21 protein-coding genes are annotated in these 23,806 nt (G+C 65.0%); 12 read left to right on the top strand and 9 right to left on the bottom strand.

All coding sequences use genetic code 11. From position 1 onward, the window contains the following. The first annotated feature begins 99 nt into the window (after positions 1-99). The 5 genes from LDN95_RS14720 (at position 100) to LDN95_RS14740 (ending at position 7,327) form a co-directional block, all read left to right on the top strand. Positions 100-1,473: a class II 3-deoxy-7-phosphoheptulonate synthase gene (locus tag LDN95_RS14720; RefSeq protein WP_226018347.1), complete on the top strand. Its 1,374-nt coding sequence runs from the start codon at positions 100-102 to the stop codon at positions 1,471-1,473. A 183-nt stretch (positions 1,474-1,656) separates the two neighbouring features. Continuing rightward, a complete protein-coding gene (locus LDN95_RS23330) occupies positions 1,657-3,723 on the top strand; it encodes a prolyl oligopeptidase family serine peptidase (protein ID WP_226018348.1) in 2,067 nt (688 codons plus the stop codon). 64 nt (positions 3,724-3,787) lie between these two features. Beyond that, a complete protein-coding gene (locus LDN95_RS14730; protein ID WP_226018349.1) occupies positions 3,788-5,077 on the top strand; it encodes an amidohydrolase family protein in 1,290 nt (429 codons plus the stop codon). Between the two features lie 79 nt (positions 5,078-5,156). Next, positions 5,157-5,735, top strand: coding sequence for an HD domain-containing protein (locus tag LDN95_RS14735; RefSeq protein WP_226018350.1), 579 nt, complete (start codon positions 5,157-5,159; stop codon positions 5,733-5,735). A gap of 62 nt (positions 5,736-5,797) precedes the next feature. After that, positions 5,798-7,327: an amidase gene (locus tag LDN95_RS14740; protein ID WP_226018351.1), complete on the top strand. Its 1,530-nt coding sequence runs from the start codon at positions 5,798-5,800 to the stop codon at positions 7,325-7,327. A gap of 4 nt (positions 7,328-7,331) precedes the next feature. Here LDN95_RS14740 and LDN95_RS14745 read toward each other — a convergent pair whose 3' ends face one another. Genes LDN95_RS14745 through ligK form a run of 3 tightly spaced genes read right to left on the bottom strand, consistent with a single transcriptional unit; the run spans position 7,332 to position 9,971 of the window. Continuing rightward, entirely contained in the window at positions 7,332-8,219 is an 888-nt protein-coding gene (locus tag LDN95_RS14745; protein ID WP_226018352.1) for an amidohydrolase family protein, read from the bottom strand. Beyond that, positions 8,216-9,304 (bottom strand): 4-oxalomesaconate tautomerase, encoded by a 1,089-nt coding sequence (locus LDN95_RS14750; protein WP_305082586.1) that lies wholly within the window; start codon positions 9,302-9,304, stop codon positions 8,216-8,218. The genes LDN95_RS14745 and LDN95_RS14750 overlap by 4 nt, the downstream gene beginning before the upstream one ends. Then, positions 9,297-9,971, bottom strand: coding sequence for a 4-carboxy-4-hydroxy-2-oxoadipate aldolase/oxaloacetate decarboxylase (gene ligK, locus LDN95_RS14755; protein ID WP_226018353.1), 675 nt, complete (start codon positions 9,969-9,971; stop codon positions 9,297-9,299). Before ligK ends, LDN95_RS14750 begins: the two co-directional genes overlap by 8 nt. Before the next feature lie 134 nt (positions 9,972-10,105). Here ligK and LDN95_RS14760 point away from each other — a divergent pair, with 134 nt between their 5' ends. Continuing rightward, positions 10,106-11,266: a LysR substrate-binding domain-containing protein gene (locus LDN95_RS14760; RefSeq protein WP_226018354.1), complete on the top strand. Its 1,161-nt coding sequence runs from the start codon at positions 10,106-10,108 to the stop codon at positions 11,264-11,266. A gap of 2 nt (positions 11,267-11,268) precedes the next feature. Here the strand turns inward: LDN95_RS14760 and LDN95_RS14765 are convergent, their stop codons facing one another. Both LDN95_RS14765 and LDN95_RS14770 read right to left on the bottom strand, forming a co-directional pair. Then, the gene (locus LDN95_RS14765) at positions 11,269-12,108 is read right to left on the bottom strand and encodes a class III extradiol dioxygenase family protein (protein ID WP_226018355.1); all 840 of its coding nucleotides are present in this window, start codon (positions 12,106-12,108) and stop codon (positions 11,269-11,271) included. Next, positions 12,101-12,481 carry a protocatechuate 4,5-dioxygenase subunit alpha gene (locus tag LDN95_RS14770; RefSeq protein WP_226018356.1) on the bottom strand — a complete coding sequence of 127 codons (381 nt, stop codon included), beginning with the start codon at positions 12,479-12,481 and terminating at the stop codon, positions 12,101-12,103. Before LDN95_RS14770 ends, LDN95_RS14765 begins: the two co-directional genes overlap by 8 nt. A 186-nt stretch (positions 12,482-12,667) precedes the next feature. Here LDN95_RS14770 and LDN95_RS14775 point away from each other — a divergent pair, with 186 nt between their 5' ends. The 5 genes from LDN95_RS14775 (at position 12,668) to LDN95_RS14795 (ending at position 16,848) form a co-directional block, all read left to right on the top strand. Then, positions 12,668-13,495, top strand: coding sequence for an NAD(P)-dependent oxidoreductase (locus tag LDN95_RS14775; RefSeq protein ID WP_226018357.1), 828 nt, complete (start codon positions 12,668-12,670; stop codon positions 13,493-13,495). Further along, on the top strand, positions 13,492-14,517 hold the full coding sequence (locus LDN95_RS14780) for an amidohydrolase family protein (protein WP_226018358.1): 1,026 nt from the start codon (positions 13,492-13,494) through the stop codon (positions 14,515-14,517). The genes LDN95_RS14775 and LDN95_RS14780 overlap by 4 nt, the downstream gene beginning before the upstream one ends. Continuing rightward, complete coding sequence (gene ligA / locus LDN95_RS14785; protein WP_226018359.1) at positions 14,514-14,981, top strand: protocatechuate 4,5-dioxygenase subunit alpha; 468 nt, start codon at positions 14,514-14,516, stop codon at positions 14,979-14,981. The genes LDN95_RS14780 and ligA overlap by 4 nt, the downstream gene beginning before the upstream one ends. Before the next feature lies 1 nt (position 14,982). Further along, positions 14,983-15,825, top strand: coding sequence for a class III extradiol dioxygenase subunit beta (locus LDN95_RS14790; protein ID WP_226018360.1), 843 nt, complete (start codon positions 14,983-14,985; stop codon positions 15,823-15,825). A gap of 78 nt (positions 15,826-15,903) precedes the next feature. Continuing rightward, positions 15,904-16,848: a Gfo/Idh/MocA family oxidoreductase gene (locus LDN95_RS14795; protein WP_226018361.1), complete on the top strand. Its 945-nt coding sequence runs from the start codon at positions 15,904-15,906 to the stop codon at positions 16,846-16,848. Positions 16,849-16,897: 49 nt separating this feature from the next. On the opposite strand, the gene LDN95_RS14800 is transcribed toward LDN95_RS14795, so the two are convergent. Further along, positions 16,898-17,773 carry a dienelactone hydrolase family protein gene (locus LDN95_RS14800; RefSeq protein ID WP_226018362.1) on the bottom strand — a complete coding sequence of 292 codons (876 nt, stop codon included), beginning with the start codon at positions 17,771-17,773 and terminating at the stop codon, positions 16,898-16,900. A 362-nt stretch (positions 17,774-18,135) separates the two neighbouring features. Here LDN95_RS14800 and LDN95_RS14805 point away from each other — a divergent pair, with 362 nt between their 5' ends. Continuing rightward, positions 18,136-20,256, top strand: coding sequence for a PQQ-dependent dehydrogenase, methanol/ethanol family (locus tag LDN95_RS14805; RefSeq protein ID WP_226018363.1), 2,121 nt, complete (start codon positions 18,136-18,138; stop codon positions 20,254-20,256). Between the two features lie 22 nt (positions 20,257-20,278). On the opposite strand, the gene rsmA is transcribed toward LDN95_RS14805, so the two are convergent. The 3 genes from rsmA to LDN95_RS14820 are packed head-to-tail and all read right to left on the bottom strand — an operon-like array spanning position 20,279 to position 23,584. Beyond that, positions 20,279-21,100, bottom strand: a complete 822-nt coding sequence (gene rsmA, locus LDN95_RS14810) for a 16S rRNA (adenine(1518)-N(6)/adenine(1519)-N(6))-dimethyltransferase RsmA (RefSeq protein ID WP_226018387.1) — start codon at positions 21,098-21,100, stop codon at positions 20,279-20,281. 11 nt (positions 21,101-21,111) lie between these two features. Further along, positions 21,112-22,167, bottom strand: coding sequence for a 4-hydroxythreonine-4-phosphate dehydrogenase PdxA (gene pdxA, locus LDN95_RS14815; protein ID WP_226018364.1), 1,056 nt, complete (start codon positions 22,165-22,167; stop codon positions 21,112-21,114). A gap of 46 nt (positions 22,168-22,213) precedes the next feature. Then, complete coding sequence (locus tag LDN95_RS14820; RefSeq protein ID WP_370631695.1) at positions 22,214-23,584, bottom strand: peptidylprolyl isomerase; 1,371 nt, start codon at positions 23,582-23,584, stop codon at positions 22,214-22,216. Positions 23,585-23,806 lie beyond the last annotated feature (222 nt).

Consider the following 23,806-nt stretch of genomic DNA (forward strand, 5'->3'; position numbering starts at 1 on the left):
CGCGGTCATCGCCGCAGGCGATCACCGTGACCGCAAGCCATCCTTTGCAAAACCTTTTCCACAGGGCTATGGCCGCGCGTCCTGAAAGGAAGAGGAATCGTGGCACAGAACTGGAATGCGCATAGCTGGCGCGGGTTTGAGGCAAAGCATTTGCCGGTATACCCCGACGCGGACAAGTTGAACCAGGTCGAACAGACCCTGACCAACTTTCCGCCGCTGGTGTTTGCGGGCGAAGCGCGCGCGCTCAAGACCGATCTTGCCAACGTGGCGGCGGGCAATGCTTTCCTGCTGCAAGGCGGCGATTGCGCCGAAAGCTTTGCCGAGTTCCATCCCAACAACATCCGCGACACGTTCCGCGTGTTGTTGCAGATGGCGGTGGTGCTGACGTTCGGCAGCAAGCAGCCGGTGGTCAAGGTCGGTCGCATGGCCGGCCAGTTCGCCAAGCCGCGTTCGTCGCCGGTCGAGAAGATCGGCGATGTCGAACTGCCGAGCTATCTGGGCGACAACATCAACGGCATCGACTTCACGCCGGAATCGCGCATCCCCGATCCTGAGCGGATGCTGCGTGCCTATAGCCAGGCGGCGGCGACGCTGAACCTGCTGCGCGCGTTCGCGACGGGCGGCTATGCCAACTTGCGTCAGGTCCACCAGTGGACGCTGGAGCACATCGGCAAAAGCCCGTGGGCGGCCAAGTTCGCGGAAACTGCGGACAAGATCGGCGAAGCGCTCGACTTCATGGAGGCTTGCGGGGTCAACCCGTCGACCGTGCCGCAGTTGCAGGGCACCAGCTTCTATACCAGCCATGAAGCACTGCTGCTGCCTTATGAAGAGGCGATGACGCGGCAGGATTCGCTGACCGGTCAGTGGTACGACACCAGCGCACACATGCTGTGGATCGGCGATCGCACCCGCTTCGAAGGATCGGCGCATGTCGAGTTCCTGCGCGGCGTGGGCAACCCGATCGGCGTCAAGTGCGGTCCCTCGCTCTCGCCCGATCTGCTGCTGCGCCTGCTCGACACGCTCAATCCCGCGCGTGAAGCCGGACGCATCACGCTGATCGCACGCTTCGGGCACGACAAGGTGGAAGCCGGCCTGCCGCCGCTGGTGCGCGCAGTGACGCGCGAAGGGCACCCGGTGGTGTGGTCGAGCGACCCGATGCACGGCAACGTGATCAAGGCCGACAACGGCTACAAGACGCGTCCCTTCGACCGCATTCTGGCCGAAGTGAAGAGCTTCTTCGCCGTGCATCGCGCCGAAGGCACCCACGCGGGCGGCATCCATATCGAGATGACCGGCCGCGACGTGACCGAATGCACCGGCGGCGCCGTTGCGATCACGCAGGAAGGGTTGGCCGATCGGTATCACACCCATTGCGACCCGCGCCTGAACGCGGCGCAGTCGATCGAACTCGCCTTCCTGCTGGCCGAAGCCATCAACCAGGAACGCGCCGAGGTGAAGGCCGAAGCGGCCTGACGTGTTGATATGGCGGATATGGGCGCTGGCCGATATCCGCCATACTTCGGCTCTCGATGCTGCCATTGGCTTGCAGCGTTGGCGCGTGCAGCCAATCTGGTGCAATTCATTCAAATACCTGGTTGCCTTACGCTTTTACCGCCAATAGCCTGACCTGAGGGCGGTTTTTGGGGCAGGGGCTTCGTGTTTGACAAAGTGCGGGTTTGGGCTGCGTTGCTGGTCGGCTGCGCGGTATTGGTGAACCCCGCTGCGGGATTGGCGGTGCCTGTTGGCACGGCACCGGCACCACAGGCACCGGCACCACAGGCACCGGCACCACAGGCACCGGCACCACAGGCACCGGCGACCTTGGCACCCGTCGGCCAGCCAGCCGCGCCGGTGGCCGTACCCGCCCGCATCGATACCGGCGTACTGGCCGAACGGCCGTTTCTGCACAGTCCGCGTCTGTCGCCCGATGGCTTGCACTTTGCCGGTTACTTCACCAAGGCGGGGCGCGAAGTGCTGGGGGTTTACGATCCGGACACCGGCAAGGTTCGCACGTTCGATCTGGGCGACAAGTTCGATTTCAACTGGTTCAAGTGGGCGGGCAACAACCGGCTGTTGATCAGCGTCGGCAGCACGGTCGACTGGGACGGTGACGATGCCTGGCAGACCCGGCTGATCACCTACGACATCACCACCGGCAAGCAGCAGTTCATCGGCGGCCACACCGAAGGGCTGAAGGGCGATGACGTGTTGTGGATCGATCCTGCGGGCCAGTCGATCCTGTTGGCGTTCCAGCAGACGATCTTTGATTATCCCAGCGTGTCCTCGATCGATCTTGCCACCAACAAGGCGCATCAGGTCGTCGCGCAGCGCCCCTTCTTGTGGGACTGGTATGCCGATGACAAGGGCGTGGTGCGCGCCGGGTTCATGTTCAACGACGCCGGCTGGAAGATGCTGTACCGGACCAAGGACGGCGAAAGCTTCCGCACTGTGGTCAAGGCCGGCAAGGACGATGACGACGCGGGCTTCGATGCCTTTCGCATCTATCAGGGCAGCGACGACGGCTATCGCCTGATGCTCAATGAGGCGACCGGACGCTATGCGCTCTACCGCTTCAATTTCGCCACCCGCAAGCGCGGCGATCTGGTGTTCGAGGCACCGGGCGTGGATGTCGGCGATTTCGATACGCAGGTCGACGGGGCAAACCTTTATGCCGCGTGGTACACCGACGATCGGGCGCACACCCACTGGTTCGACGCCGAACTGGGCAAAGTGCAGGATGCGGTGGACAAGGCGGTCGCATCGTCGATCGGCACCCGGTCGGTCCAGATCGTCAGCTACTCGCGCGATCGTGCGCGGCTGCTCATCTGGCTGGGCGGAACGAACGATCCGGGCAAGTATTACCTGTTCGATCAGGCCGAAGGGGCGATGCACCTGCTGGCCAGGGTCAATGAAAAGCTTGACCCCCGGTCGCTCGCGACATCGACTTACACGCATTACAAGGCGCGCGACGGGCTGGACATTCCAGCCTATCTCACTTTGCCGCCGGGCCGCGCGGCCAAGAACCTGCCGCTGATCATCATGCCCCACGGCGGGCCCTATGACGTGCGCGACGAAGGGGACTTCGACACCGAGGTCCAGTTCCTCGCAAACCGGGGCTATGCCGTGCTCCAGCCCGAATTCCGCGGATCGGGCGGCTATGGCAAATCGTTCTATGAAAAGGGCGAGGGCCAATGGGGCCGCGCCATGCAGGACGACCTTGACGATGGCATGGACTGGCTGGCGAAGCAGGGCACCATCGACCCCAGGCGTACCTGCCTGATCGGCAGCTCCTATGGCGGCTATGCCGCGCTGTGGGGCGCGGTGCGCAACCCCGAACGCTATCGCTGCGCGGCGAGCTTTGCCGGCATTTCCGACCTCAAGCGCCAGTTGAAGTTCCAGATCGAGTTCAAGGTTTCCAGGCGCTATCGCAAGGATTGGCAGAAGACCGTGCAGGGCGACGACAAGTTCGACCTGACCAGCGTCTCGCCACTGTTCACCATCGACCGGCTCAAGACCCCGGTGCTGCTGGTGCACGGCGATATCGACCAGCGCGTGCCCTACAAGCAGTCCAAGCTTTATGCCGATGCGCTGAAGGCGGCGGGCAAGCCTTATGAATTCGTCACGCTGAAGGGGGAGGGCCACGGCTTTTCCACCAAGGCCAGCATGCAGACCTGGCTGGACAAGCTCGACACCTTTTTGGGTAAGTACAACCCGGCGCAGTAGATCGGCGGGAAAAGGTGGCGCTTCTCCTCTCGCACCCTGAGCGGACTTGCGGCACAGTGCGGTGATGCGCAAATTCACCGCCACCCCGCTCGCCCTTATCCTCACCCTGACCATCGGCACGGCGGCTCATGCTGAAACCGTGTTCGTCCGCGCCGGGCGATTGATCGATCCCGAATCCGGCACGGTACTGGCCAAGCGCCTGTTGCGGGTTGAGGATGGGCGTGTTGCGGCGATCACGGCCGATACCGGCGCAGCGCTGCCTGCGGGCGCCAGCGTGATCGACTGGACCGCCTTTACCGTTCTGCCCGGCCTGATCGACTGCCATGTCCATCTGGCGGATACCGAACAGAGCAACAACCCCGCCGAACCGCTGCTGCACGCGCCGATGGAGATCGCCTATATCGGCGCGCGCCACGCCCGCGAAACGCTGCTGGCGGGCTTCACCACGGTGCACGATGTCGGCTCGTTCCGGGCCTTTGCCGATGTGGAACTGCGCAACGCCATCGACCGGGGCGACGTGATCGGCCCGCGTATGCAGGCGGTCGGCGCCTACATCACCGTGCCGGGCGGAGGGGGTGAGGTCACCGGCTTTTCGCCCGATGTGCAGATCCCGCAGGACATGCGCGCGGGCGTCGTCACCGATGCGGCCGATGCGCGGGCCAAGGCCAATTTCCTGTTCCAGCACGGCGCGGATTCGCTCAAGCTTATCGCCACCGGGGCGGTGCTGGCCAGCGGCACCGAGGCGGGCCAGCAGGAACTGACCGAGGATGAAATGCGCGCGACGGTCGAAGTGGCCGCCGCGCGCCATTCGTGGGTCACCGCGCACGCCCATGGCGCGGCGGGGATCAAGGCTGCCATCCGCGCGGGCGTTCGCGCGATCGAACATGCCAGCCTCATCGACGACGAAGGCATTGCGCTGGCCAAGGCCAAGGGCGTCTGGCTCGACATGGACGTCTACAATGGCGACTACATCGACGAAGTCGGGCGCCGCGATCACTGGCCCGAAAACTATCTGCGCAAGAATACCGAGACCACGCAGGCGCAGCGCGATGCCTTTGCCAAGGCGGTGAAGGCGGGGGTCAGGCTGTCGTACGGCACCGACGCCGGGGTCTATCCCAACGGCCTGAACGCGCGCCAGTTCAAGTACATGGTACGCTTTGGCATGACACCGCTGCAGGCCATCCAGTCGGCCACCATCGTCTCGGCCGAACTGCTGGGGTGGAGCAAGGACGTCGGCAGCCTGTCCCCCGGCCACTATGCCGACATGGTGGCGGTGAAGGGCGACCCACTGGCCGATATCACCGTACTCGAACACGTCGATCATGTCGCCAAGGCGGGCGTGGTCGTCAAATAGCGCACATTGCGGGCGGGGCTTTCAAGCGGCGTTCGGGTGCGATAGTCTGCCGGAAACCAAAAGAATCCGGGAGAGAACCATGCTGGAAGACACCGCCCAGTTTCACACGATGACCGAAGGCACACAGGCCGACTGGGACATCATCATGACGCATCTGACGCCGCACGCGCGCAACGGCGGGGTTCGGGTGCTCGAACACTTGCGCCTGCTCGAAGGGGATTGCGGCGGCTTTGCGGTCGACCGGCTGACCCATTGCCTGCAGACTGCCACCCGCGCCCACCGCGACGGGCGGAGCGAGGACTATGTGGTGATGGCGTTGATCCACGACATCGGCGACGTGCTGGGCGCCTATAACCACCCCGACATTGCCGCTGCCATCCTCAAGCCCTTCGTCAGCGAGGAACTGCTGTGGATCGTGCAGCACCACGGCATTTTTCAGGGCTACAACTTCTTCCACTTCCTTGGCCTTGATCGCAACATGCGCGACCAGTTCCAGAACCACGAACACTACGCAGCCACGGTCGAATTCATCGACAAGTATGACTGCCCGGCGTTCGACCCCGCCTATGACACGCTGCCGCTCGAATTCTTCGAACCCATGGTCATGCGCCTGTTCGAAAAGCCGAAGACGAGCATCTACAAGAAGGCGATGGGGTGAGGGGGCACCCTTGTTGAAGCTTGGCGCTTGTCACGGGAGCAGCGACGCGGCGTAATGCGCGAATGAACCCCACCCTGCGCCTGACCCGTCGTTCCGCTTTGGCACTGGCCGCCTCGTCCGCAGCCATCCTGGCGGAGGCGCGTGTGCGGGCGGCGACAGCCACGGTGCCATTGACCGCCATGTCTGCGCATGATCTGGCTGCAGCTATCGCCGCGCGCAAGGTATCGGCGGTTGAGGTGATGGGCGCTTACCTCGACCGGATCGGGCGGCTCAACCCCCGCGTGAATGCCATCGTCGGCCTGCAGGATCGCGAGGGGCTTTTGCTTCAGGCGGCAAAGGCCGATGCGGCGGTGAAGGCGGGCGCTGCATTGGGACCGCTATACGGGCTGCCCCATGCGGTGAAGGATCTGGCGGCGGTGGCCGGTTTGCCCTTCACGATGGGATCGCCGATCTTGCGCGATCAGGTTGCACGAACCGATGGGCTGATGGTCGAGCGGCTGCGCAAGGCGGGCGTGATCTTCATCGGCAAGACCAACACCCCCGAATTCGGCCTTGGCAGCCACACTTTCAACCCGGTCTGGGGCGTCACGCGCAACCCCTACGACGTGTCGCGCGCGGCAGGAGGCAGCAGCGGTGGCGCTGCCGTGGGCTTGTCGCTTGACATGCTGCCGCTGGCCGATGGCAGCGATTACGGTGGCTCGCTGCGCAACCCGGCCGGGTGGAACAACGTGTTCGGCTTCCGCCCGAGCTATGGCCGCGTCCCAACCGACGGGCCGGAGGATTGGTTGCCCTCGATGGGCGTGGTCGGACCGATGGCGCGTTCGGTCGCCGATCTGGCGCTGCTGCTGTCGGTGCAGGCGGGGTTCGACGCGCGCAAGCCGCTGATGCTCGAGGGAACCGGCGATGCCTTCCGCGCCATCCGGCCCGAAGCGATGAAGGGCAAGCGCATCGGCTGGGCGGGCGACCTTGGGGGCGCAATTCCCTATGAGCCCGGCGTACTGGACACCTGTCGCAAGGCGCTGGCGCGGTTCGAGGCAATGGGCGCGGTGGTCGAGGATGCCGTGCCTGATCATCCGGTCGAACCGGCATGGCAGAGCTTCGTGCACTTGCGCCAGTGGCAGCAAGGTGGCGGTTTGCTTGGCTTTTACCGCGATCCGGCGCGCAAGGCGCTGCTGAAGGAAGCGGCGGTCTGGGAAGTCGAAGGTGGTCTTGCGCTATCGGCGTTTGACGTGACCGCGCATTCGGTGGTGCGCAGCGCGTGGAGCAGGGCGGTCCATGCCCTGTTCCGGCGGTTCGATTACTGGGTCATGCCGACGTCGCAACTGTTCCCGTTTCCAGCCGACTGGGTCTATCCCAAGGAAATCGGCGGGCGGCAGATGCGGACTTATCACGAATGGATGCAGGCTACCTGCCTTGTCACGCTGTCGGGATGCCCGTCGATCGCGGTGCCCGCCGGGTTCGGGCCGGGTGGCCTGCCGATAGGGTTGCAGATCGTTGCACCGGTCCATGCCGATGCGGCCTGCCTTTCCGCCGCCGCGGCATGGGAGGCCGCAGCGGGGGATATCATCGCGCGCAGGCCGGTGCTGGCCTGACTGCTCAATCCGCCCAATAGAGCTTGAGCGGGTTGTCGATCAGCAGCTTGCGTTGCAGTTCCTCGGTGGGGGCGATACGCGGGATCATGTCGACCAGATGGCCGTCGTCGGGAATCTCTGTGTCCATGTTGGGGTGCGGCCAGTCGGTGCCCCACAGCACGCGGTCCTGATAGTCGGCTACCAGCGGCGCAACGGCGTGGGCGAAATCGTTCCACGGATCGCCCGCGCCGCCTTCCTTGATCGCATCGAGCCGGTCTGGGCAGGTCGCCTTGAACCAGATGTCGTCGCGGCTGTTCAGAAAGCCGCGAAACGCCTTCATGTCGGCACCGTCCGGCCCTTGGCGCACATCGGGGCGGCCCATGTGGTCGATCACCAGCGGTACGGGGATGGCATCCATGAACGGGCGCAATTCCTCAAGAATGTCCGCCTCGAAATAGATCACCACGTGCCAGCCCTTGGGCAGGCGGTTGGCGACCTCAAGGAACTTGTCCTTGGGCGCATCGTCGACCAGTCGCTTGAGGAAGTTGAAGCGGATGCCGCGAATGCCGCCCGCGTGGAGCGCATGGAGCTCCGCCTCGGAAATCGCCGGATCGACCACGGCCACGCCGCGCGCCTTGCCTTCGCTCTTGGCGATGGCATCCAGCGTGGCGGCGTTGTCGGTGCCATGGCAACTGGCCTGCACGATCACGTTGCGGGCAAAGCCCAGATGGTCGCGCAGCGCGAACAGCATGTCCGGCCCGGCGTCTTGCGGCAGATACTTGGCCTTGGCGCTGAACGGGAACTGGGCCATCGGGCCGAACACGTGGCAATGGGCGTCGATCGCGCCGGCAGGCGGGGTATAGCGCGGCTTGCTGGGGGCTGAATGCCAACTGACGATGCGGTTCGTGCTCATCCGAATACAACTCCATCCATCAGCTTGCGCGCAGTACGCAGCAAGGCAGCGGTGCGCACCGCGCCGATTTCGTCCACTTCGAGCACGCAGCTCATTTCGCCGGTCGGGTGTTCGACCGACAGGAGTTTGCGGCTGCCTGCGGGGATTGCGGCGACTTGCGCAGCGGGCGAATCTTCGAGCAGGCAGGCGGTGGCCACGCTGACCGCACCCAGCACGCCGATGGTGGCATGGGCGCGGTGGGGGATGAAACTGCGCACGGTCACTGCGCCGCCGTTGCGCGGCGGGGCGACCAGCATCATCTTGGGGACGGACTTGGCGGCAACGTCGCCCAGGTTCATCCGCTCGCCCACTGCCAGCCGGATCGCCTCGATCCGCGCCTTCAGATCGGTGGCGTTGTCCAGCCAGTCGCGGTCCTCGTATCCGGTGATGCCAAGGTCGGCGGCCTTCATCACCACGCAGGGCATGCCGTTGTCGATCAGCGTCACGGCCACGCCGTTGACCACATCGACCACGTTGCCGGTCGGCAACAGCGCACCGCAGCTTGACCCGGCAGTATCGCGAAACTCCAGCGGGACCGGGGCATGGGTGCCGGGCACGCCGTCGATGGCGGCCTGTCCGGCATAGGTTACCTTGCCGCCCGGCGTCTGCACCGTGGCGACGGCGACCTGCCCGGTATTTTCCATGAAGATGGCGACGCGGGTTTCATCGCCCGTTGCGGCCACCAGTCCGCGCTCGATGGCGAAAGGGCCGACGCCTGCCAGGATGTTGCCGCAGTTCTGCGCGTCGGTGACGATGGCCTGATCGACGAACACTTGCAGGAACAGGTAATCGACGTCGATGCCCTCGCGCGCCGACTTGCTGATGACCGCGACCTTGCTGGTCAGCGGGTCGGCCGCGCCAAGGCCGTCGATCTGCAAGGGGTCGGGGCTGCCCATCACCGCGAGCAGGAATGCATCGCGCGTGGCGGTGTCGGCGGGCAGGTCCGCTTTCAGGAAGTAGCCGCCCTTCGAGGTGCCGCCGCGCATCCACATGCACGGCGCGGACAAGCCGGTAAGGCGCCCAGCCGCAGATGTGGCCTCAGACATACTTCAGCCCCTCTTTCTCGAGCCGCTCGCGCATCTTGTACATGTCGAGCCCGAGCACACCGGCGGCCAGCTTTGCCCGCTTCTCGCCCTCGTTGGCTTCGCGTGCCTGTGCCGCTTTCAGAACTTCTGCTGCCTTTTCGCGAGGCACGACGCAGACGCCATCGTCATCGGCCACGATCACGTCGCCCGGATTGACCAGCGCGTTGGCGCACACGACCGGCACGTTGACCGAACCCAGCGTGTTCTTGACGGTGCCCTGAGCATAGATCGCCTTGGACCAGACCGGGAATTCCATCTCGGTCAGGTCGCGCACATCGCGCACGCCCGCATCGATCACCAGCCCGCGACAGCCGCGCGCCTGCGCGCTGGTGGCCAGAAGATCGCCAAAGTAGCCATCCTCGCAAGGCGAAGTCGGGGCGAGCAGCAGGATGTCGCCCGCCTGCAACTGTTCGATCGCCACGTGCACCATCCAGTTGTCGCCCGGCGCGGCGCTGATCGTCACCGCGCTGCCGGCGATCCGTGCGCCGCGATAGATCGGACGCATGTAGCTGGCGAGCAGGCCGGTGCGGCCTTGCGCTTCGTGCACGGTGGCGACGCCGCAGGCGGCCAGCCCGTCGATAACCTCGGGGGCAGCGCGTTCGATGTTCTGGACGACGATTCCGCTCATGACCACAATCTCCCTCAGCCCGCAGACCGGCTTCAATTCGGGCGATGCGCCGGGGCGGGCGGGGAGGGAATACAAAACCCTGCGCGGGCGATAAGTTCTTGCTAAATGCCATAGGCCACGCAATCACGCTCAGCGTGAAGCTATGGGACTTCAATTTGCGCCACTTGCGCGCCATCGCCCTGATCGCCGAGTTCGGCAGCATGAGCCGCGCCGCCCAAGGGGTGAACCTGACCCAACCGGCGATAACGCAGGCTCTGGCGCGGACTGAGGCCATTCTTGGCACCACGCTGTTCGAGCGGCGCCACGATGGCATGGTTCCCACGCCTGCAGCCGACCTGCTGGTGCCGCGGATCGTAGCCGCGCTGGAGCATATCGGCAGCCACCGCGTGACGATGGCGCGGCTGCGCGCACTGCTGGCTCTGGCCGATGCGGGCAGCTACCAGGGGGCGAGCCTTGAGACCGGCCTTTCGATCCCGTCATTGCACCGGGCGATCAAGGACTTGTCGGTATCCTTGCGGCGGCCATTGGCGGTGCGGCGCAGCAACGCGGTGTTCCTGACCGACGGCGGCATGATCGTGGCGCGCGGTTTCCGGCTGGCGCGGATCGAGCTTGAGGCGGGGCTGGCCGAGCTTGAGGCGCTGCGCGGCAACGAAGTGCGGCGGATCGTGATCGGCGCCATGCCCTTGTCACGCGCGCGGGTGCTGCCTGCGGCGGTGGCGCGGTTCCTGCAGCGCCATCCGCTGGTGCGCATCGCCATTGCCGAAGGATCGCGCGCCGAACTGGTCGAGCCGCTGCGCAACGGCACGCTCGACCTGATGGTGGGTGCCTTGCGTCAGCCCTTGCTGGAAGGCGACCTTGAGCAGCAGGCACTGTTTGCCGATGAACCTGTCATCGTGGCGCGCGCGGGGCACCCGTTGTGCGCCAAGGCGCTTGGCAGGGCTGGCGATCTCGCCGAATTGGCGCGCTATGCCTGGGTCATGCCGGGGCCGGGTGCCCCCTTGCGCGACATGTGGGTGGCGATGTTCGAAGAAGCGGGCATGGACCCGCCGCCGGTGCGGGTCGAATCGGGCTCGGTCATGACCATCCGCCAGTTGCTGATCGCCAGCGATTTCCTGACTTTGCTGTCGCGCGACCAGATCGCTGTCGAGTTGCAGGCGGATTGGCTGGCCGTGGTGGATGACCTGCCCGCCCGCTTTCGCCGGGAGATCGGTGTCACCACCCGCGCCAGTTGGCGGCCGACCAGCGTGCAAGCCGAATTTCTGGCCGACTTGCGCGCGGTCGCCGCCGGAGAGTGACTTCAGGCCGGCTCAAGCAGCAGTGTAGCCGCTGCGGTGTTCGAGATCGGGATGTGGTAGTTGCGATGGATCTCGTGTGCGCCCGGCCCAAGCGCCCCGCGCGCCGCGATCCAGTTGAGGATCTCCACGCCCTGCGTGCCCGACAGGCGGACGATGTCGTGGATCGAATGGGCGGTCAGCGCGTCGGGATCGCGCGACAGGTTGTCGAGGCAGAAGCGGTCGTAGTCGGGGTTCATGAACCCGGCGCGGGCGCCGTCCAACTGATGCGACAGACCGCCCGTGCCGATCACGACGATGCGTTCGTCGCCCTGCCAACCCGCCAGTGCACGATGGACGCTGCGCCCCAGCGCAAGGCAGCGTTTGGCGCTGGGCAAAGGATGCTGCACGGTATTGATGGCGATCGGCACGATCCTGACCGGCCATTCCTCTACCCCCGGCCACGCCAGCTCGAACGGGATCGACAGGGCGTGGTCGACTGTCATCTTCTGGCAGGTGGTCACGTCGAATTCATCGTGCACCAGTTGTTCGATGATATGCCAACTCAGCGCGGCGTGCCCGGCGAAGCTCTTGTACAACGGCAGGCCCCAGCCTTCGTCGGCGTTGTCATAGCGATCGGCTGCGCCGACCGCAAAAGTGGGCAGCTTGTCGAGGAAGAAGTTGAGCCCGTGGTCGTTGTTGAACACGACCGCGACATCGGGCTTTACCTCGGCCAACCATTCGTGGACGCGTGGGAAACCGTCGAAAAACGGCTTCCAATACGGCTCCTGCTGGTCACCGCGATGGATCGCCCCGCCGATCGCGGGAACGTGGCTGGTGAAATAGGCACCGACGATTTCAGCCATGGTTGAGGCCCTTTCCCTGATCGAGCAGCATCTGCTTGAATTCGGCAACGCTCATCCCGGTTTGCAACGCGCCGACGTCCTGCACGTTGAGGCCGAAGATCCCGGCGAGCTTGGCGAGGTAATAGATGTTGCCGCCCGCCGCGATCATGCCCAGCACGTCGCGCTGCTGAACCGCCAAGCGTTGTTCGGGCGTCAGGGCGAAGCGTGCGAGATAGGCGTCTTCATCTGCCCGGAATGCGGCGCGGTTGGCCGCATCGTTGAACGAATAGCACATCGCGTTCAGGGCAAAGCCGCGCTGTGCCGCGTCGCCGTCGAACAAGGTTGTGCCGGGGATTGGTTCGGCATCGCGGCCGTTGTCATTCACAGATGCCATCGCGCATCGCTCCCGTTGGCCCGAACCTTGTGCCGGGCCTGTGCCAGCGGGCCTGCATCGCCAGCGCATGTCGGTGCTTGATCCAGGTCAAACCGGCGCACGTTCGAACATGACTTAGCCAAACCTTATGCCCCTTCTGTGATTTCCGATTGGTCGGCCAGAGGGGGCGGGGGCAGGGCTGATCGCATGGTAGAGGCAATTTCCCTGATCGGCTTTGGCGAGGCCGGATCGACATTCGCGCGCGCGGCGGGCTGGGAAGCAGCGGCGCATGCCTATGACGTGAACCCGGCGCGGCGGGCGGCAATGGAGGAAGCGGGCGTGCTTGCCTGCGCTACCGCCGATTGTGCGTTGAGCGCTGCCGGACTGGTGCTGTCATTGGTGACGGCGGACGCGGCGTTGCCCGCCGCGCAGGACTACGCCGCGCTGCTCGCACCCGGCGCAATATGGTGCGACATGAATTCGGTTGCCCCGCAGACCAAGCGCGCAGCGGCAGCGGCGATCGAGGCCGCTGGCGGACGCTATGTTGACGTGGCGGTGCTCGCTCCGGTCAATCCTGCGCGGCTGAACGTGCCGTTGCTGCTATCAGGCACTGCCGCTGCGGAGGCGGAAGCCTTGTTGCGCAATGCGGGTTTCACCAACGTGCGGGTCGTGGGCGACGAGATCGGCCGGGCCAGCGCGATCAAGATGATCCGTTCAATCATGGTCAAGGGCATCGAGGCGCTGACCGCAGAGATGATGCTGGGCGCGCATGCGGCAGGCGTAGTCGACGAAGTGCTCGCCTCGCTCGATGCCAGCGAGCGCAAGGATGGCTGGGCCGATCGTGCCGCCTACAACATCGAACGCATGACCACGCATGGCGCGCGCCGCGCGGCCGAAATGGCGGAGTCCGCCAAGACGCTTGAAGCGCTGGGGATCGAGCCGGTGATGACGCGCGGTACCGTCCAGCGCCAACATGAACTGGCGGGCCGGAAATTTCCGCTCGAAGCGGCTGAAAAGGGTGAGATCGACGCATGACCATGATCATCGACTGCCATGGCCACTACACCGTGCTGCCAAAGGCGCATGACGAATGGCGCGAGGCGCAGAAGGCCGCGTTCAAGGCCGGAGAGCCCGCGCCCGCCTATCCCGACATCTCGGACGACGTGATCCGCGAGACGATCGAGGCCAACCAGTTGCGCCTGCTCAAGGAGCGCGGCGCCGACATGACGATCTTTTCGCCACGCGCCAGTGCGATGGCGCCGCACGTCGGCGACCAGAGCGTGGCTGTGCCCTGGGCGCAGGCCTGCAACAATCTGATCGCGCGCGTGGTCGATCTTTTCCCGGAAACGTTTGTTGGCGTATGCATGCTGCCGCAATCGCCCGAGGCGGATCTGACCAGTTCGGTCGCCGAGCTGGAGCGCTGCGTCACCGAACTGGGCTTCATCGGCTGCAACCTCAACCCCGATCCGGGTGGCGGGCGCTTTACCCATCCGCCGCTGACCGATCCGTACTGGTTCCCGATCTATGAAAAGATGGTGGAGCTTGACGTTCCGGCGATGATCCACGTGTCGGGTAGTTGCAACCCGGCGATGCATGCCACTGGCGGATACTACATCGCGGCCGACACCATCGCCTTCATGCAACTGCTCGAAGGCGATCTGTTCAGCCGCTTTCCGACCTTGCGCTTCATCATTCCGCATGGTGGCGGCGCGGTTCCCTATCACTGGGGGCGGTATCGCGGCCTTGCCGACATGCTGAAGAAGCCGGACCTGTCGGGCCACCTGATGAACAACGTGTTCTTCGATACTTGCGTCTATCACCAGCCGGGCATCAATCTGCTGGCCGACGTCATCGACAACAAGAACATCCTGTTCGGCAGCGAGATGGTCGGCGCGGTTCGCGGGATCGACCCCACCACCGGCCACTATTTCGACGATACCAAGCGCTATGTCGATGCGCTGGATATCAGCGATGCCGAGCGCCACGCGATCTTCGAGGGTAACGCGCGCCGCGTGTTCCCGCGCCTTGACGCCAAGCTGAAGGAGAGGGGCCTGTGAGCAACAACGACGCGACGCAAGGCAAGAAGCCCGCGCTGAACATCCACGAATATCTCGCCGAACTCGACGATATTCCCGGCACTCGCATCTATACGGCGGCGCGCGCGCGCAAGGGCTACTGGATCAACCAGTTCGCCATGAGCCTGATGAAGGCCGAGAACCGCGCACGGTTCAAAGCGGACGAACGCGCGTATCTGGACGAATGGAACATCTCCGAAGCGGCCAAGGAAGCCCTGCTGGCGCGCGACTACAATCGCCTGCTCGACCTTGGCGGGAACGTGTACTTCCTGTCGAAGCTGTTTTCGTCCGATGGCCTGCCGTTTGCCGAGGCGGTCAGCACGATGACCGACATGACCTGGCCTGAATACCGCCAGATGATGCTGGATGGCGGTCGCTCGGCAGAAGGCAACCGGTCGATCAAGGCCAATCTTGCGGCTGCGGCTGCCAACAAGGGAGCCAACTGACATGGCGCGCATTACCGCAGGGGTGGGTTCGAGCCACGTGCCATTGCTGGGCGTTGCGGTCGATCAGGGCAAGTCGGACGACGACTATTTCGGTCCGATCTTCAAGGGCTATGAATGGACGCGCAAGTGGGAGGCGAACACGCAACCCGACGTGGTCATTCTGGTCTATAACGATCACGCATCGGCCTTCGACGCCAACATCATCCCGACCTTTGCGATCGGCTGCGGCGACCATTACAAGTCGGCCGACGAAGGCTGGGGGCCGCGCGCAGTGCCCGATGTCGAAGGCCATGCCGACCTTGCCTGGCACATCGCGCAAAGCCTGATCCTCGACGAATTCGATATGACCATCATCAACGAGATGGATGTCGATCACGGGCTGACCGTGCCGCTGTCGATGATGTTCGGCCAACCCGCCAAGTGGCCGGTCAAGGTCGTGCCTCTGGCGGTCAACGTGGTGACCTATCCGGTCCCGTCGGGCAACCGCTGCTGGGCGCTGGGCGAGGCGATCAAGCGCGCCGTCGAAAGCTTCCCCGAAGATCTCAACGTGCAGATCTGGGGCACCGGCGGCATGAGCCACCAGTTGCAGGGGCCGCGCGCCGGGCTGCTCAACCGCGAATGGGACAACAAGTTCCTCGACGCGTTGATCGGCGACAGCGATGCCGCGCGCTGGATTCCGCATATCGAATATCTGCGCGAAACCGGCAGCGAAGGCATCGAGATGGTGATGTGGCTGATCATGCGCGGTGCGCTTGGTCGCGAAACCCGGCTGCTCCACCGTCATTACCACATTCCCTGCTCCAACACGGCGATCGGGCACATCGTGCTTGAGCCGGTTGACTGACACCGACCCCTTCCACCCTGCCGGGCGGTGCCCTGAACAGCACCACCCGGTCCTTTTTGCGAAAAAGGACAATATCCCATGCGTATCGCCCTCGCTGGCGCTGGCGCCTTTGGCGAAAAGCACCTTGATGGACTGAAGAACATCGCTGGGGTCGAGATCGTCTCGATCATCAGCCGCACCGGTGAACAGGCCGCCGCCGTTGCCGCAAAGTACGGCGCAAAGCACAGTTCGACCGAACTCGACGATGCGCTGGCCCGCGATGACGTGGATGCCGTGATCCTGTGCACCCCCACCCAGATGCACGCGGCACAAGCCATCGCCTGCATGAAGGCGGGCAAGCACGTGCAAGTGGAAATCCCGCTGGCCGATAGCTGGGCCGATGCGCAGGAAGTGCTGCGCGTCCAGCAGGAGACCGGGCTGGTGGCGATGGTCGGGCACACCCGCCGCTTCAACCCCAGCCATCAGTATGTGCACAACAAGATCACGGCTGGCGAACTGAACCTCCAGCAGATGGACGTGCAGACCTACTTCTTCCGCCGCCGCAACATCAACGCCAAGGGCGAGGCGCGGAGCTGGACCGACCACCTGCTGTGGCACCATGCCGCGCACACGGTCGATCTGTTTGCCTATCAGGCAGGCAAGATCGTCAAGGCCAACGCGGTGGAAGGGCCGATCCATCCCGAACTGGGCATCGCCATGGACATGTCGATCCAGCTCAAGAGCGAGAGCGGCGCGATCTGCACGCTGTCGCTGTCGTTCAACAACGACGGGCCGCTGGGCACGTTCTTCCGTTACATCGGCGATACCGGGACTTACATCGCGCGTTATGACGATCTGGTCGACGGACGCGAGCAGCCGATCGACGTGTCGCAAGTCGATGTCAGCATGAACGGGATCGAGTTGCAGGATCGCGAGTTCATCGCCGCGATCCGTGAAGGCCGCGAGCCCAACAGCTCGGTCGCGCAAGTGCTCGACTGTTACCGCGTGCTGGGCGAACTCGAAGTCCAGTTGGCGCAGGGCTGATTGTCAAACCTGAAGGCAGGGGCGCAACAGGCCCCTGCCTTCGCTTGTATCAAAGGGACTTGGCGTAGAGCGCCAGCATCCGCGCCCAGGCCCGTTCCGCCTGAACCTGATCGTAGATCGGAGCGTCGATGGTGCACCACCCGTGTTGCGCAGGATAAACCTCGATCTCGGCGGGGCGACCGGCAGCGGCGGCCGCCGCACGCAGACGCGCCTTGTCATCGGGCGCGCGGGCATCGTCGTTCTGGGCAATCGCGAACAGGAACGCGGCCTTGGTACCACCCAGCAACTGCACCGGGCTGTCGGGGCCATCGCCAACCAGTCCGCCGCCATGGAACGAGGCTGCGGCACCGACCCGGTCGGGAGCGGCAAAGGCAGTGCGCACCGTGAACGGCCCGCCCATGCAATAGCCGTTGGTGCCGATCTTGCGGTGCGTGTCGACTTCGGACTGCTTGTCCAGCCAGCCGACGAATGCGCCGGCGTCGCGCACCGTGCCGGCAGGCGTGATCGTGGCGATCAGCGGCTTGAGCTTGGTCTGCCCTTCGGGTGTCTGCCATTGGGTCAGCGTTTCCAGGATCGGGGCCTTGCTGCCGCGATAATACTGGTTGACCACCAGCACGGCATAACCAGCCGCCGCCAGCCGCGTGCCCATCGTGCGGTAGGCGCCGCGCAAGCCCGCGATATCGGGCCACAGGATCACGCCGGGATGCTTGCCGGTGGCAGGCGCGACGAAGTACGCGTCGCATGTGCCGTCGGGCGTGGTTATGGTCACTTCGCGGGCTTTGGTGGGCAGCGCACCCGCATCGGGAGCGGGCTGGGCGATGCATCCGGGCGTTACCGCCAGAGCCGCCGCACCTGCACCCAGCGCGGTGAAATCGCGACGGCTGAAGAAGGCGGCGTTGTCGCGTTCGGTAAGATCGTCACACATGGCAGGCGGCTCCGCTGGGAGTATCGAGGGGCTGAAATCGGGCTGCTCGGGCGGCCGGATTCGCGCCGGATTACGATACCGCGTGGCGGAAGCTGCGCAATGGAGCAATCTGCTCGGCCGTTGCCCCTGATCGCAGCTTGCCTAGATCGCGCGCACGATTTAATCGAACGATGAAATGCGTGTGCCAAGTCGTTCGAAATGACCGGCTGGACGGCCACAGAGTGATACGTCCTTTGACAAACAACGTTCATCGGGCACGATAGCAGAGCAAGAACCGGCCGAAGCGTCGGAAAAGACAAGGGTGTGGGATGATGCAAAGCAAGCCGATTTCATTCGTTGCAACCATTTCAGCATTGGCGCTGGTGTGTACTCAGGCCTTCGGCGGCGCCGCGATCGCCGCTGGCCCGGCCAAGCGCAAGGCAGCGCCCGCTGTCGTTTCCGGCGTTACCGGCGCCTTGCTGGCAAACGTCCCAGATGGCGAATGGCTCAGCTATGGACGCGACCATTGGGAACAGCGCTTCTCGCCCTTGACCGGGGTGAACGATGGCAACGTCGCCAATCTGGGCCTTGCGTGGTCGGCTGACATCGATTCGGCACGCGGGCAGGAAGCGACGCCGCTGGTGCATGACGGCGTGCTTTATGTCTCGACCGCCTGGTCGATGGTCAAAGCCTATGACGCCACCACCGGCAAGCCCAAGTGGGCGTTCGACCCCAAGGTGCCGCGCGAAACGCTGATCCGTGCCTGCTGCGATGCAGTCAACCGCGGCGTCGCGCTGTATGGCAACAAGCTCTATGTCGCCACGCTCGACGGGCGGCTTGTCGCGCTTGACAAGGATACCGGCAAGCTGGTGTGGAGCCGCGTGGTGGTGCCCAACCAGCAGGACTACACGATCACCGGCGCGCCGCGCATCGTCAAAGGCCGCATCATCCTCGGCTCGGCAGGCGCGGAGTACAAGGCGCGCGGCTATATCGCGGCCTATGATCCGGCAACCGGCAAGGAAGTGTGGAAGTTCCACACCGTCCCCGGCAACCCCAAGGCCGGGTTCGAAAACAAGGCGCTCGCCGCAGCGGCCAAGACCTGGGCCGGCAAGTGGTGGGAACTGGGCGGTGGCGGCACCGTGTGGGATTCGATCACCTATGACCCGACCACCAACCTCGTCCTGTTCGGCACCGGCAATGCCGAGCCGTGGAACCCGAACGGTGCGGGCCGCGCGGGTGACAGCCTCTATACCTCGTCGATTGTGGCGGTGAACGCCGATACCGGGGCCTATGTCTGGCATTTCCAGGAAACCCCGGAAGACCGCTGGGACTTCGATTCGGCGCAGCAGATCACAATTGCCGACGTGGTGATCGACGGGGTGAAGCGCCATGTGGCGATGCATGCGCCCAAGAATGGCCATGTGTTCCTGCTCGATGCCAAGACCGGCAAGTTCATCTCGGCCAAGGCGTGGGTGCCGGTCAACTGGGCCACGGGGATCGATCCGGCCACCGGGCGGGTAACGATCAACCCCGACGCCCGCTATGAAAAGACCGGCAAGCCGTTCGTCAGCGTCCCCGGCGCGGTCGGTGCGCATAGCTGGCAGCCGCAAAGCTACAGCCCCAAGACCGGGCTGCTCTATATCCCCACCAACCTTGCCGCGTTCCCCTATGTCGCAGCGCAGAACTGGAAGCCGACCGACATCGGTTTCCAGACCGGCCTCAACGGCTATGCCACCGCAATGCCCGCCGATCTGAAGGTGCAGCAGGGTGCGAAGGCCGCAAGCACTGGCGAACTGGTCGCATGGGATGTCGCGCGTCAGCAGGCAGCGTGGCGGGTCGCCCTGCCTGCGCCGTCTAATGGCGGCGTGCTGTCGACCGCGGGCAACCTTGTGTTTCAGGGTACTGCCGGGGGCCAGTTCGTGGCCTATACCGCTGACAAGGGCCAGCAACTGTGGTCGTTCCCGACCCAGACCGGGGTGATCGCCGCGCCGATGACCTATGCGATCAAGGGCGAACAATACGTCGCCATTCTGGTCGGCTGGGGCGGGGTGTGGGACGTCGCCACCGGCGTGCTGGCCAACAAGGGCGGCGCTGCGCGCAACATCAGCCGCCTGCTGGTGTTCAAGCTGGGGGCCAAGGGCCAACTGCCGCCTGCACCGCCGTCGAACCAGATGGTGCTCGATCCGCCGCCCTCGTTCGGTACGGCGACGCAGATCACCCACGGTGGCCAGCTTTATGGCCGCTATTGCAACGTATGCCATGGTGACGCGGCGGTGGCCGGCGGGCTCAACCCCGATCTGCGCCATTCGGGCGTGATTTCCTCGGCCGATGCGCTCAAGCTGGTGGTACTGGGTGGCCAGTTGCACCAGCAGGGCATGGTCTCGTTCAAGTCGGCGCTGAATGCCGACGATGCCGAGGCGATCCGCGCCTATCTGGTCAGCCGCGCCAATGAGGACAAGGCGCTGGAGGCACAGGCCGCGGGCGGCGCCGCGAAGGGCCGCTGATCGCCTACGCCGGGGTGTTGGTTCAGGTTGACAGCACCCCGGCAATCGCCACGAAGTCGGCGACCGTCAGCGTTTCGGCCCGTCGAGCGGCGTCGATGCCCAGCGTTTCCAACGCTGCCAGCGCGCCGGGCAGGCCCTTGAGCGACTGGCGCAGCATCTTGCGGCGTTGACCGAAGGCGGCTTCGGTCACCCGTTCCAGCATCCGGGCCGAAACACCGGGGGGCATGGTGGCGGGTTCGACATGGATCACCGCCGACATGACCTTTGGCGGCGGCGTGAACGCGCTGCGGTGCACTTTCATCGCGATGCGGGGTGTGGCGCGCCACTGCGCCAGCACCGCCAGCCGGCCATAGGCGTCGCTGCCCGCCTGCGCGACGATGCGCTCGGCCACTTCCTGCTGGAACATCAACGTCAACGAGCGCCAGCGCGGCGGCCAGTCCTGCCCCGACAACCAGCCGGTGAACAGCGCCGTACCGACATTGTAGGGCAAGTTGGCGACGACGTGCCAAGGCTCGTCGAACAGCGTTTCGGGCGCGACCTTCAGGGCATCCCCCTCGATTACGCGTAACCGGCCGGGAAAGGCCTCTGCCAGTTCGGCCAGCGCGGGCAGGCAGCGCCGGTCCATCTCGATCGCGGTCACTCGTGCGCCCGCGCGCAGCAACGCCCGCGTCAGCCCGCCGGGCCCGGGGCCGACTTCGAGCACCGACGCATCCTTGAGCGAACCGGGTATCGCAGCGATGCGGGTGAGCAACTGTTCGTCGAACAGGAAGTTCTGGCCCAGCGCCTTCGATGCGGCGAGGCCATGCTTGGCGACCACCTCGCGCAGCGGCGGCAGCGGGATCAGCGGCTGCGTGCTCATGCCGTGGCATCCGGCATGGTGCCCGGCAGGGGATTGGCGGCGCGCCTTGCGGCACATTCGCCCGCCATGCGGATGGCCGCGATCGTGGCGCCCGGACGCGCGGTGCCGGTTCCGGCAATGTTGAAGGCAGTGCCATGATCGGGCGAAGTGCGGATGATCGGCAGTCCCAACGTGACGTTGACGCCTTCATCAAAATCGAGCGCCTTGATCGGGATCAGTGCTTGATCGTGGTACATGCAGATTGCCACGTCATAGGTCGCGCGCGCCTGAACGTGGAACATCGTGTCGGCAGGCAATGGACCGGTGGCGTCTATCCCGGCAGCGCGCAGCGCGGCAACGGCGGGCACGATGACGTCGCCATCCTCATGCCCCATGCGCCCCTCTTCACCGGCATGAGGGTTGAGCCCGGCCACGGCCAGACGCGGGTTGGCGACACCGAAATCGCGCTGCAGCGCCGCCGCCGTGATCGCGGCGCGGTTCTCGATCAGCGCCGCCGTCAACAGCCCGGCAACGCTGTGCAGAGCGACGTGGACCGTTACCGGCACGACACGCAACGAAGGGCCTGCAAGCATCATCACCGCGTTTTCGGGCGCGATACCGCAAGCATGGGCGACGAACTCGGTCTGTCCGGGGTGGCTGAAGCCGACGCGGGCAAGGCGGCTCTTGGCAACGGGCCCAGTGACAAGCGCCGATGCCGCACCATTGCGCACCAGCCCGGTCGCCAGTTCGAGTGCGCGCAACGCCATCGCGGCGCCCGCATCGTCGGGCTCGCCGGGGGTATAGGCCAGGTCACCCAAGTCAATCACAGGCAGCGCAGTCTCGAACACAGCGGCAGCCTCGTCCGGCGCGGCGATTGCGACGATCGGGATGTGCAATCCGCGCGCCATCGCCGCCGCTGCCAGCACCGCACGGCTGCCGACCACAAAGAACGGGGGCAGATCGGCCGAGGCGCTGAGCGCCCACGCGGCCAGCGCCATTTCCGGGCCGATGCCCGCCGGGTCGCCCATGCTGATGGCGATGGGCGGCAGGGGCTGCTGAGGTGACGTGGTCATGCCGATAGGCCTAACCCGTCCGGCCCGCGAAAGCGAGCGGCGCGGGTCAGTTGTATTCGATCACCGCATCGCGACGCAGGTCGCGCAGGTAGGTCTGCGCGCGCTTGTTCACGCGATCGTCCTCCATCTGCGACTGCAACTGGTCGAAGCTTGGGCCCGAAGCGACCTTGGGATCATCGCGGCCGCACAGCAGCAGCACGCGCACGCCATCCTCGATCGAACCGAACGGCGGCGTTGCCTCGCCCACCGACAGCTTGAGCACGCTTTCCTGCAATGCGGCGGGCAGGTCGCGCGCGCGGATCTGGTCATTGGCGACGATCGAAGCGCCCAGCGTGGCGGCGGCGCTTTCGGCTTGGCCGCAACCCTTGATCGCCTTGATCGCCTTGGCGAATTCGGCGGCCTTGGCAGTGGCGTCCTTTTCGGGCGCGCCCTTGGGGAAAGCGATCGAGATCTGCTTGAGGCTGAGCACCGCATCGCGCGGATCGGCGGTCAGCACCTGCCGCTTGTCGATCACGTACATGATCGAATAGCCACCGTTGAGTTCGATCGGACCGGCTAGTTGCCCCGGCCCCATGCCGTTTGCGGCCGCAGCCAGTTCGGTCGGCAACTGGCCCAACCGGATCCAGCCCAGATCGCCGCCGACCGCAGCGGTCGACGCTTCGGAAAACTGACGGGCATAGGCGACAAAGCTGCCGCCCTGCTTCAACTGGTCGACGATTTTCTGGGCGTTGCCCTTTACCTGCGGCTTGGTTTCATCGGTGGCGGCAAGGAAGATTTCGCCGATCCGGTATTCCTCGGTGCCTTTGGCCGCCTTGAGCCGGTCCATCATTTCGCGCACTTCACCGTCGGAAACGTTGATGAACGGCTGGACGTTGCGGCGCAACAGGCGCTGCCACGACAGTTCGCCCTTGATCTGACGCTTGAGCGAGGCGCCCGACGATCCCACCGAAATCAGGTACTTGTCGAGTGCAGCGGGGTTCTGGCCGAAGTTTTGCTGGGCGACGCGGTTGTAGCTTTCGGTGACTTCGTCCTCGGAAATGTCGATATCGGCCGCCTTGGCTTCCTGAATCTCCAACGTTTCGTCGATCAGGTTGCGCAGCACCTGCAACCGCAGCCGCTCCATTTCCTCTTGCCCGACCTTGCCGCCGTTGGCGTTGACGATCAGCGCCAGCCGCTGTTCGATGTCGGTACCGGTCACGATCTCGCCATTGACGACGGCGGTGGCGCGGCGGACGTTGGGATCGTTCTTGCCGAACAGCTTGGGATTGGCCGGAAGGTTCAACTGGCCTTGCGCCGGAGGGGCCACCGCATCGGCATCATCGACTGGCGCGGCCGACAATTGCTGCTGAGCCAGCGCGGTCGATGCCAGCGGCCCGGCCACGGTCGCCACGAGCCCTGCAACCAGGCCCAGCGCCATCGCGGGGCGAGCCAGGGGAAAAATCACACGCAAACCGGGCATCTTGGCCATCAGAACATCCTGTCGGGGCGGGGGAGAATTCCCGCACGGTCATCGCCATCATCGGACGCCGGCATGGATCCGGCGCCCTTAACCAAGGCTGAGTGGCTGCGGGCTTAGCCCGATTGTTTGGCGCTGGGAAGTTGGTGCGCCGAAAATCCGGCCTTTTCCCGACACTATCCC

This window comes from Novosphingobium sp. FKTRR1 (assembly GCF_020404405.1).
GTDB lineage: Bacteria > Pseudomonadota > Alphaproteobacteria > Sphingomonadales > Sphingomonadaceae > Novosphingobium.

Bases quoted from the DNA above. Each gene is read 5' to 3' on its own strand.
- LDN95_RS14730 (WP_226018349.1), top strand. From the start codon at position 3,788: ATGCGCAAATTCACCGCCACCCCGCTCGCCCTTATCCTCACCCTGACC.
- LDN95_RS14735 (WP_226018350.1), top strand. From the start codon at position 5,157: ATGCTGGAAGACACCGCCCAGTTTCACACGATGACCGAAGGCACACAG.
- LDN95_RS14740 (WP_226018351.1), top strand. From the start codon at position 5,798: ATGAACCCCACCCTGCGCCTGACCCGTCGTTCCGCTTTGGCACTGGCC.
- LDN95_RS14745 (WP_226018352.1), bottom strand. From the start codon at position 8,219: ATGAGCACGAACCGCATCGTCAGTTGGCATTCAGCCCCCAGCAAGCCG.
- LDN95_RS14750 (WP_305082586.1), bottom strand. From the start codon at position 9,304: ATGTCTGAGGCCACATCTGCGGCTGGGCGCCTTACCGGCTTGTCCGCG.
- ligK (WP_226018353.1), bottom strand. From the start codon at position 9,971: ATGAGCGGAATCGTCGTCCAGAACATCGAACGCGCTGCCCCCGAGGTT.
- LDN95_RS14765 (WP_226018355.1), bottom strand. From the start codon at position 12,108: ATGGCTGAAATCGTCGGTGCCTATTTCACCAGCCACGTTCCCGCGATC.
- LDN95_RS14770 (WP_226018356.1), bottom strand. From the start codon at position 12,481: ATGGCATCTGTGAATGACAACGGCCGCGATGCCGAACCAATCCCCGGC.
- LDN95_RS14775 (WP_226018357.1), top strand. From the start codon at position 12,668: ATGGTAGAGGCAATTTCCCTGATCGGCTTTGGCGAGGCCGGATCGACA.
- LDN95_RS14780 (WP_226018358.1), top strand. From the start codon at position 13,492: ATGACCATGATCATCGACTGCCATGGCCACTACACCGTGCTGCCAAAG.
- LDN95_RS14790 (WP_226018360.1), top strand. From the start codon at position 14,983: ATGGCGCGCATTACCGCAGGGGTGGGTTCGAGCCACGTGCCATTGCTG.
- LDN95_RS14795 (WP_226018361.1), top strand. From the start codon at position 15,904: ATGCGTATCGCCCTCGCTGGCGCTGGCGCCTTTGGCGAAAAGCACCTT.
- LDN95_RS14800 (WP_226018362.1), bottom strand. From the start codon at position 17,773: ATGTGTGACGATCTTACCGAACGCGACAACGCCGCCTTCTTCAGCCGT.
- pdxA (WP_226018364.1), bottom strand. From the start codon at position 22,167: ATGACCACGTCACCTCAGCAGCCCCTGCCGCCCATCGCCATCAGCATG.
- LDN95_RS14820 (WP_370631695.1), bottom strand. From the start codon at position 23,584: ATGGCGCTGGGCCTGGTTGCAGGGCTCGTGGCGACCGTGGCCGGGCCG.